Below are 6,453 nucleotides of genomic sequence, written 5' to 3'. Positions count from 1 at the left end.
AGACCCGCAGGTGGCGTGCCCCGGTCTGGGCGCCTCGACCCCTCGCGCGCCCAATGACCGGGGATATCCGAAAAGTTCCCGACAGGGGATTACCCCTGCCACCCACTCACTAAACCACACCGCCACTATGCGGTAGGGCACAGAGAGTACCGGGACTCCCGGATTCTCTGTGCCCGTTTCCTTCTCAGGGGTCGATCTCGGCTGCGCTCCGCTCCGCGAACACCTTCATGGCTTCCGCGGTCACCGGCCCCGGGGCCGCCGGGAGCACCCGGTCGTCGATCGCGCGGATCGGCTGCACGTCGCGCCCGGTGGAGGTCAGAAACGCCTCGCTGACCCGGGAGAGCGCCGCCATGGGGATGTCTTCTTCCGCACCGCCCACCCATTCGAGGACCAGTTCCCGGGTGATCCCCGCCAAGGGCCCCGCCGACAGCGGAGGAGTGACCAGCCGCCCGTCGAGGACGACGAAGATGTTGCTTCCCGTGCCTTCGCACAGGTTGCCCACAGTGTTGGCGAAGATCGCCTCCCCGGCCCCGCGCTGGCGCGCATAGGCGAGTGCGCGCACGTTCTCGGCATACGACGTCGTCTTCAGGCCGCTCAGCGCGCCGTTCTCGTTGCGAGTCCACGGCACGACCACCACGTCGGTCGTGGGTGCGGGCTGCGCGAACGGCCCCACCGCCACCATGGCGGTCAGTTCCCCTCCGGTCCGCTCCGAGCCCAGCGGTCCCAGTCCCGCCGTCACAGTGATGCGGACCCGTCCGGGATCGGTGTCCGGGTTGGCGGCCAAGGCCTGGTGCACCCCGTCGCGGAGGTGATCGAGGTCGAGTTCCCCCAGTCCCAGGCCGCGCGCGGACCGGGCGAGGCGCTGCAGGTGCCGGGTGAGCGCGAATGCTTGGCCGCCCACGGCCTTAACCGTCTCAAAGACCCCGTCGCCGACCGTGATGCCATGGTCGAGGGCTGGCAGCCGTGCTTCACGTGCGTCCACTACGCGGCCGGAGCCGTACCCGGCTCCGGAGATCCAGATTTTCATGCCCGTTCTCCCATCCCTCGTGTCTCATGGCTCGCTCGGCCCGGACCGCATCCCGCGCTCTCGTCAAGAGGCGTGACCGACTCCGGCCGACGTGGCCCGGGAGCGCGTGTACGGGAGTACCGTAGCGAGGCAATGCGGGTGTTTCGGCCCTCCTTTCCCCTTTTGGACCGTGCTGGTCGCAGGGAATCCCCAAACACATCACAAATGGCTATCATCTGGGCAACGCTCGTAAGACCATTGGCCGCTTGCAGCCAGTGACCGCCGGACTCCTCCGGCTGCGATCCGTTCCATTCCCACGACAACACAGATCAAGAGAGCCATGACCTCACGGAGCACCGCCTCTGGCGAACTGAGCTGGTTGCTCGACGACCTCCTCACCCGCGCGGAGGGCACGCACCACGCAATTGTGCTGTCCACCGACGGTCTGCTGATGGCCTCGTCGAGCCAACTCGACCGCGCTGACGCCGAGCAGCTAGCCGCCATCGCCTCTGGGTTGCACAGCCTGGCCGGAGGAGCGAGCCGCCGTTTCCACTCCGGGAACGTGCGGCAGAGCATCATCGAGATGGACAAGGCGTTCCTCTTCGTCGCCGCAGCAGGCGAGGGGGCGTGCATGGCTGTTCTCGCCGATGCTGAATGCGACGTCGGCATGGTCGCTTACGAAATGAACATGGTGATCCAGCGGGTCGGCCAGTACCTCTCCGCTCCGCCTCGACCGGACATCCCGCTGACGCCTGCACCAACCGAACGCTGAACCGCCCGTTCGGTCGGCGGCCTCCCGGCACCGGCCGAACGGCTACTCCCCGCTGATTTCCTCGGTTCGAGTTTGTAGGACCGCTGGAATCCGCTAAAGTTCTTAACGCAGCAAGAGACACCCCCTCAGGGAACCGTCTCTGCCGCGCGGACGTGGCTCAGTTGGTAGAGCATCACCTTGCCAAGGTGAGGGTCGCGGGTTCGAATCCCGTCGTCCGCTCGAAGCATCACATCACCTGTGGCGCTTTATGCACCACGCGGACGTGGCTCAGTTGGTAGAGCATCACCTTGCCAAGGTGAGGGTCGCGGGTTCGAATCCCGTCGTCCGCTCGCGGTAGAGATCGCATCCTGATCTCGGGCGATTAGCTCAGTGGGAGAGCGCTACCTTGACACGGTAGAGGTCACTGGTTCAATCCCAGTATCGCCCACCAGCACAGCTCAGAAAGCTCCCTTACTCTCCGCAAGGGAGCTTTTTTCGTGCCCGCCCTACTGGAGGCGCGGGGCCTGGACCGTAACGGCCCAGGCATGGACCGGCACACCGCGGCAGCACACCGGCCCCTCACCCGCTTGCGCCTCTCGCCCCCTTGCTCCCGAACTGCGCGTCTTGCACACCAGCGGCCCCTATGCAAACCTGCGGAACCGCGCCGGTGCGGGTGGGTGTCCGCGCCGCCGTCGAGCAAGGGAGCAGGCATGCACTATGTCTTCATGGGCGTCTCGGGGAGCGGCAAGACCACGGTGGCCCGAGGGGTCGCCCAGGAGTTGGGACTCCCGTTCGCCGACGCCGACGACTTCCATCCCGAAGCCAACATCGCCAAGATGGCGCGCGGCATTCCGCTGACCGACGAGGACCGGCTCCCCTGGCTCCAGGCGCTGGCAGCGTGGATCAGCGAACGGGAGCGGGAAGGGACTTCCTCGGTCGTGACGTGTTCGGCGCTCCGCCGCTCCTACCGGGACCTTCTGCGGCGCAGCGCTCCCGGCGTGTTCTTCCTCCACTTGCACGGCTCGGCTGAACTGATCGGGAAGCGGATCCGGGAGCGGCGTAGCCACTTCATGCCGCCCCAACTCCTGGACTCCCAGTTCGCCACATTGGAGCCGCTTGCCCCCGATGAGGCAGGTGCCGTCCTCGACGTGTCCGCTTCCCCTGAGGACCTCATCGCCGAAGCGGTGCGGATCGTCACCGGGCTCCGCAACGCCCAGGCGTAGCAGTCCAGGAGACGTTCAGACCGGCAGCCAGAGCAGTTCGACGTCGTCCCCGGCCCAGCGGGGCGGGACCACTGCCACAGCGTCAGCCGCAGCGGCACCGCGCAGCGATGCTGGCCGGTCGTGCCCTACCGGGCGGGCACGGTCCGCGAGGACCTCTACCGCGACCAGGCGCGTGTCGTGCTCATGGACGGTGACCTCGCCGTCGAGGCGGCACCGGGTGATCCGCCCCGGCGCTGTCTCCGCGCGGCCCGTCATGGCGCAAAGCAGGGGGAGCAGCAAGGTCAGGGAGGCGGCGAGGGCCGCCCCCGGATTGCCGGGCAGTCCCACCACCACCCGGCGCGAGTGACGTCCTCCAGCGAGCTGGGCGAGCAACTGCGGATGCCCGGGGCGGCAGTGCACGCCGTCCACGAGGACCTCGGCGCCCAGCTCCACGAGCGCGCCCCGCAAATAGTCCGCGGGCCCCACCGAGGAAGCGCCGCACACGACGAGGACCGACTCGTCTCCCTCCGCGGCCAACTGGGCCGTCAGCGCGTCGAGTCCGTCGGGGATGCGGTGGAGCGTGGTGAGCACACCTCCGCCCGCGGCCACGAGTCCGGGCAACATCGGTCCGATAGCGTCGCGCACCGCCCCAGGGCTGGGCACCCCCTCGTCTACGAGCTCGTCGCCGCTGACCACGGCACGCACGCGAGGCCGGTAGACAGGGAGCCGGTCGTGGGCCAGGCTCGCCGCCAAGCCGAGCACGGCAGGGGTGATGACGGTGCCAGCGGGAAGCACAACCGCCCCTTCGGGGGTTTCCTCACCGCGGCGCCGCACGTGGCGTCCAGGCGCGATATCGCCGGCGAGCACATCCGCGTTGCGCCGGGCGTGCTCGTAGGGAAGTACCGCGGTGGTTCCCTCCGGCACGCGGGCCCCGGTCGCGACCTCCACCGCCTGCCCGGGGGAGAGCACCAAGTCGTGCTCCTGGCCAGCCAGTACCCGGCCGTGCAGGGTCCACGGTCCAGGGCCGCAGACCGCGTAGCCGTCCATCGCGGCCGCGTCGTAGGGGGGAGCAGCGATCCGAGCCTGGAGTTCGTCCGCGAGTACTCCGCCCAACGCCTCCGTCAGCGTCTCCCAGCGGAGTTGGCCGGGACCGCAGCGCCGGCCCAGACGTCGAGCGGCTTCCCGGGCGTCTGGCCAGGGCAGGCCGGACCGCGGGGTCTTCCGGGCTGTCGGGAGGTCACTGTGACGTTGCACGTCTCCCTTATATCCCTTCCCCGCTGATGGCCGCTGGGTCCGGTAACCGAAGGGCCTGGCGGAGACATCCGAGACGTATTCGATTTGCTGTCCCGCGAGATTCCGCTACAGTTCTTAGTGCACGTGGATGTCAGGGCTGAGCAGAGGCCCGGCATCAAACGGCATGCGGACGTGGCTCAGTTGGTAGAGCATCACCTTGCCAAGGTGAGGGTCGCGGGTTCGAATCCCGTCGTCCGCTCGGATTTGACGGTGCGGGTTTCCCCACCGTCTTTTCATCCGGTGGAGTGGCCGAGAGGCGAGGCAGCGGCCTGCAAAGCCGTCCACACGGGTTCAAATCCCGTCTCCACCTCTGATTCCCGGGTACCGGGGCGATTAGCTCAGTGGAAGAGCGCTACCTTGACACGGTAGAGGTCACTGGTTCGATCCCAGTATCGCCCACCAGTGACTCTGGATGATCGGCCTGCTTTTGACGGAAAGCGGGCCGATTATGTTTTCCCGGCTTTCTCCTGGGTTGTCCGGGGCGACCAGCCCTTTTCCGGTTCTTCTGAGCACTCCCCGGCAACCCCGTCCGTCCTCCGGGCAGCCCTGGTCCCGGTCTCGGCAAGGGCCCCGGTTCCCACGCACACGGCTGCCCCGGTAGCTGGCCTCCTTTGACCGAAACCACACCCCTAAAAGTGATCTATTTCACTTCCCCTGCGAGGCGGGAGCGTTGTCCCTGGTCACGGCAGTGCCTGCTGCTGTGATCAACGCTCCTCGGGGGACGGCAGCGCTCTCCCAGCCCCGGTTTTCCGCGGACTGCACGGCAAGACGCGCGGGAAACCCGGACGACCGCGTGCGGTCCGACCATACTGGCCTGGGTAGAGGGGCAGACGCCCGCAGAACGACTGTTCGGGAGGTTCTTCATGGCTCGACCGCCGTCTCCGTACGACTTCCTGCCGCAGGTTCCCACCTTCACCGTCACCAGCAAGGACATCTCCGACGGCCAGCCTCTGCCTCAACCTCAGGTCAGCGGGGTGATGGGGGCCGGCGGCGAGGACGTCTCCCCCCACTTGGCGTGGAGCGGGTTCCCGGAGGGGACGCGGAGCTTCGCGGTAACGTGCTTCGACCCCGACGCGCCCACGGCCAGCGGATTCTGGCACTGGGCCGTATGCGACATCCCCGCCGGGGTCACCGAGCTTGCCGCCGGGGCGGGCGCTGAAGGCGGCAAGGGCCTGCCCCCGGGCGCGGTCATGCTCCGCAACGACGCCGGAACCAAGGGATACGTGGGCGCGGCCCCGCCCTCGGGGCACGGCCCCCACCGCTACTTCTTCGTCGTGCACGCCGTGGACGTAGAAAGCCTCGGTCTCGACGATTCCACCACTCCAGCGGTGCTCGGCTTCAACCTGTTCTTCCACACCTTGGCGCGAGGCATGATCGTGCCCACCTACGAGGTGCCCTAACCGGGAAAGGGCTCGGGCCGCTCCTCGGAGCGGCCCGCTTCCGATGTCCGGGAACGGATAGGGTCGAAGGGTCTGCCGTCCCCCAGCGAATCGTGGAGGAGACGCGGTGACCTCTCGCCCACTCCAGGACTCCCCCTCCCCCATCACCACGGTGGTCTTCGACTACGGCGAAGTCCTCTCGGTGCCGCCGCCTGAGTCCCGTTTCCGGTTGGTAGCGCTGAGCGGCGTGCCCGCCGAACAGTTCTGGGACGCCTACTGGCATGAGCGGCGCGCCTACGATGCCGGACTCGACTCTCGGGAGTACTGGGACCGGGTTGGCGCCCGGCTCAACATCTCGTGGGATCCCGCGGTCCGGCAGGAGCTGTGGGCCACCGACATGGGCGGCTGGCTGGTGCCCGAACCTGAGGCCGCTGCACTGGCCGCTCGGCTCACCGCCAGTCCGCTCCGGGTGGCGTTACTGTCCAACGCCCCGCACGACCTCGCCGCTCCGCTGCGTTTCTCCCCGCTGCTGTGCGGCTTTGACGCGCTGTTTTTCAGTTGTGAGATCGGATTATGCAAACCCGATTCCCGGGTGTATGAACATGTGCTGCGCGAGCTTGGCGCCGACCCGCACGAGACCCTCTTCATTGACGACCGGGAGGCGAATATCCGTGCCGCCGCGGCATTGGGGATCCGTGTGCACCACTACACCGGGGCTGCCGGGCTTGCCGCACTCCTCCAGCAGCTCTCACTGGGGTGATCCCACCATTCATGGGCGCGCCTTCCCGCGTTATTTCTTCGGGTCTCCTCCCCTCCACGGTC

General features: G+C 67.8%; 6 protein-coding genes and 6 tRNA genes. 10 read left to right on the top strand and 2 right to left on the bottom strand.

The window, feature by feature from the left end:
• Positions 1 to 184: 184 nt before the first annotated feature.
• The gene (locus TF1_RS07795) at positions 185 to 1,027 is read right to left on the bottom strand and encodes an aminotransferase class IV (RefSeq protein ID WP_011292535.1); all 843 of its coding nucleotides are present in this window, start codon (positions 1,025 to 1,027) and stop codon (positions 185 to 187) included.
• 319 nt (positions 1,028 to 1,346) lie between these two features.
• On the opposite strand from TF1_RS07795, the gene TF1_RS07790 reads away from it, so the two are divergent.
• From TF1_RS07790 to TF1_RS07770, 5 genes are all read left to right on the top strand, one after another.
• Positions 1,347 to 1,778: a roadblock/LC7 domain-containing protein gene (locus TF1_RS07790; protein WP_011292536.1), complete on the top strand. Its 432-nt coding sequence runs from the start codon at positions 1,347 to 1,349 to the stop codon at positions 1,776 to 1,778.
• Between the two features lie 146 nt (positions 1,779 to 1,924).
• Positions 1,925 to 1,997, top strand: a tRNA-Gly gene (locus tag TF1_RS07785).
• A 37-nt stretch (positions 1,998 to 2,034) separates the two neighbouring features.
• A tRNA-Gly gene (locus tag TF1_RS07780) sits at positions 2,035 to 2,107 on the top strand.
• A 26-nt stretch (positions 2,108 to 2,133) separates the two neighbouring features.
• Positions 2,134 to 2,208, top strand: a tRNA-Val gene (locus tag TF1_RS07775).
• Positions 2,209 to 2,467: 259 nt separating this feature from the next.
• Positions 2,468 to 2,980: a gluconokinase gene (locus tag TF1_RS07770; protein WP_061783783.1), complete on the top strand. Its 513-nt coding sequence runs from the start codon at positions 2,468 to 2,470 to the stop codon at positions 2,978 to 2,980.
• Between the two features lie 15 nt (positions 2,981 to 2,995).
• On the opposite strand, the gene TF1_RS07765 is transcribed toward TF1_RS07770, so the two are convergent.
• Positions 2,996 to 4,213, bottom strand: a complete 1,218-nt coding sequence (locus TF1_RS07765; protein ID WP_061783782.1) for a molybdopterin molybdotransferase MoeA — start codon at positions 4,211 to 4,213, stop codon at positions 2,996 to 2,998.
• 165 nt (positions 4,214 to 4,378) lie between these two features.
• On the opposite strand from TF1_RS07765, the gene TF1_RS07760 reads away from it, so the two are divergent.
• From TF1_RS07760 to TF1_RS07740, 5 genes are all read left to right on the top strand, one after another.
• Positions 4,379 to 4,451 (top strand) — tRNA-Gly (locus tag TF1_RS07760).
• A 40-nt stretch (positions 4,452 to 4,491) separates the two neighbouring features.
• Positions 4,492 to 4,562 (top strand) — tRNA-Cys (locus TF1_RS07755).
• 17 nt (positions 4,563 to 4,579) lie between these two features.
• Positions 4,580 to 4,654: transfer RNA gene (locus TF1_RS07750), tRNA-Val, on the top strand.
• Between the two features lie 461 nt (positions 4,655 to 5,115).
• Positions 5,116 to 5,652, top strand: a complete 537-nt coding sequence (locus tag TF1_RS07745) for a YbhB/YbcL family Raf kinase inhibitor-like protein (RefSeq protein WP_011292539.1) — start codon at positions 5,116 to 5,118, stop codon at positions 5,650 to 5,652.
• 106 nt (positions 5,653 to 5,758) lie between these two features.
• The gene (locus tag TF1_RS07740; RefSeq protein WP_061783781.1) at positions 5,759 to 6,391 is read left to right on the top strand and encodes an HAD family hydrolase; all 633 of its coding nucleotides are present in this window, start codon (positions 5,759 to 5,761) and stop codon (positions 6,389 to 6,391) included.
• Positions 6,392 to 6,453 lie beyond the last annotated feature (62 nt).

It is taken from the genome of Thermobifida fusca NBRC 14071 = JCM 3263, from assembly GCF_001592045.1.
In the GTDB taxonomy this organism is placed as follows: domain Bacteria; phylum Actinomycetota; class Actinomycetes; order Streptosporangiales; family Streptosporangiaceae; genus Thermobifida; species Thermobifida fusca.
The sequence above is the reverse complement of the archived record's forward strand: the minus strand, read 5'-3'. Positions and strand labels throughout refer to the sequence as shown.

Excerpts from the sequence above, each read along its gene's own strand:
- TF1_RS07745 (WP_011292539.1), top strand. The coding sequence starts at position 5,116 with ATGGCTCGACCGCCGTCTCCGTACGACTTCCTGCCGCAGGTTCCCACC.
- TF1_RS07790 (WP_011292536.1), top strand. The coding sequence starts at position 1,347 with ATGACCTCACGGAGCACCGCCTCTGGCGAACTGAGCTGGTTGCTCGAC.
- TF1_RS07795 (WP_011292535.1), bottom strand. The coding sequence starts at position 1,027 with ATGAAAATCTGGATCTCCGGAGCCGGGTACGGCTCCGGCCGCGTAGTG.
- TF1_RS07770 (WP_061783783.1), top strand. The coding sequence starts at position 2,468 with ATGCACTATGTCTTCATGGGCGTCTCGGGGAGCGGCAAGACCACGGTG.